The 2,080-nt window shown below is 64.4% G+C and carries 3 protein-coding genes; all 3 read right to left on the reverse strand.

The window, feature by feature from the left end; all coding sequences use genetic code 11:
- The coding region (locus EOD07_RS32150) for a glycosyltransferase family 2 protein (RefSeq protein WP_245470573.1) at nt 1–911 on the reverse strand (911 nt) is incomplete at its 3' end.
- A 46-nt stretch (nt 912–957) separates the two neighbouring features.
- Nucleotides 958–1,467: a dTDP-4-dehydrorhamnose 3,5-epimerase family protein gene (locus EOD07_RS32155; protein WP_041008617.1), complete on the reverse strand. Its 510-nt coding sequence runs from the start codon at nt 1,465–1,467 to the stop codon at nt 958–960.
- A gap of 190 nt (nt 1,468–1,657) precedes the next feature.
- On the reverse strand, nt 1,658–2,080 hold a 423-nt coding region (locus EOD07_RS32160), incomplete at its 5' end, for an outer membrane protein assembly factor BamE (protein ID WP_164772748.1).

Here is a 2,080-nt window from a genome sequence, read left to right on the forward strand (position 1 = left end):
TAGCGGGCCAGCAATTCGTCGGCGTCTGGTTCTCGCTCGGGCATTGGCGGTAAGCCGCGTGTCTGGCGCAGCATGGCAACGAGCGTGCCGCGGCGATAATGGCGACGGAAGGAACGCGCTCGCGGATGCAGGCCGAGGGCAGCCAGCAGCCTGCGTCTGAGGTAACGGGAGCGGCTTGGCAGGGCAGGTTCCTCGGCGTTGCCGAGAATCCTGACGCGCAGTGCGTCCGGCGCGCTCATTGCTTCCAGCAATTCTTCCTGCTCCCAGGCTGCGTCGTGGACATAGCTGCCTTCGCGCGCGCCCGAATGCAGCATAAGCACCGTCAGATGCGGCATCGTTGCGATCCGCGCGCCCTTGCGCCAGGCGCGAAAAAGCCAGTCCTGGGAACTCTCGCAGACGCATTGGCTTGCCGGACGCCACGGCCCGAGCCTTGGCAGCGAGCTCCGCCGGATCATTTGCGTCGAACCGTATCCCACCGTGATGACGGGATCATAGAAGCCGCCGCGCCCCCTTCCGAGAAGGGTGTGCTTGGAGCCTTTGCTCTCGGCCGATACGACGGCCGCGCCCCGTGCGAGGACCACATCGGCGCTGGTGGCGTCGATCCAGCCGCACATGGACGCCAGATGGTCGGGAAACCAGAGATCGTCATGGTTCAAGATGGCAATGAAGCGTCCGCTGGCCCGGGCAAAGCCGATATTGTTAGGCCCCGACTGCTCGCCGAAATTCACCGGAAGATCGACATAGGAGATGCGGGCGTCTTCGAATGCGGCGACCGCTGCGGCGGTGTCCGCTCGACACGCGTCGCCGATGACGATCGCCTCCCAGTTCGGCATCGTCTGGGCCAGGAGGCTCTTCAGCGCTTGGCGCAGCGCCGCCGGGCGATTATGCGTCGCGATGACGACCGAAACCAACGGTTCGAGCCGTCCGATTGACGCGCGGGGGCCGGCCGGTTCCACGCTATACCAGCTTGTAGGGAATCTGTTCCGTATCGGGTGGCAGCCGCCAATGATCGGGCGCGTCATAGGCGTAAGCCTTGTCGACGAGGTTGAGCAGCAACGCCGTCTCCGGTCCGAGCGCGACCACGCCGTGCCAGACACCGGGCGGAATGGTGACGATTGCCGGGCGCAAGGCGCCGATGATCTTGTGCCAGACCGTGCCGAAACTGGGCGAGGCCTTGCGCCCATCGAAAAGCGATATTCGCACGCTGCCGGCGCAGCAGAACAAACGGTCTAGGGTCACGGCATGTGCGTGCCAGCCTGTCACGGCGCCCGGATACATCGTGCGTTGGAACACTTGCCCGACCGGCGACTGGTCGAGCGCCCATTCCTCGCGAAAGATCTCTGTCAGGTAGCCGTTGGACGTCGCGACGGATCTGATTTCCTTGATCCGGACGCCCTCGATTGCCGGAGGGTCGATCGCAAGCCAGTCGGACGTTACGGTTGGCTGGTCGGGTGTGCCCGTGGCCATCCAACCTTCCGGTTCTGCGCGCTCGTCGCCGATCATTTCAAGTTCCCCCGAACCCGGTCGGCTTGATAAGGGTTTGCCCTGGGGATGACAAGCTGAGCTGTCCCGTGCACAGACAAAAACCCGTGAAGGCGATCGCACGGGTTTTGTCGCCGGGACGGAAGAGATCGCCGAGACGGCGGCGCCGGAAGCCTTAAGGCGTACCGCCGCTGCCGCCGCCGGGAATGCCGGGCGCCAGCTTGCTCGCGCCGCTGATGATCTGGCTGAGGAAGTTCTGGTCCTTGCCGCCGGTCGGCGTCGTCCTCGAGATGAAGTCGAAGATCTTGCCGTCCTTGAGGCCGTAATTGGCGATCTGGGTGACGCGGCCGTCGGCGCCGAAATAGACCGCCAGCACATGCTGGTCGACGATGCGGGGGTTGTCGAAGGCGACGTAGCGCTTGCGCGTTTGCGAGATGTAGTAGAAGGCCTCGTTGTCGAAGGTCGCCGTCGTCGATGGCGTGCCCAGCGCCAGAAGCACCTGTTCGCGACTCGACCCGACCGGCACCGAATCGATCGCCTGCTGGTCGATGACGTAGCCTTTCGTCAGCGTCTCGCTTGGATGGAGATCGCCGAACAT

This window comes from Mesorhizobium sp. M2C.T.Ca.TU.002.02.1.1, from assembly GCF_003997225.1.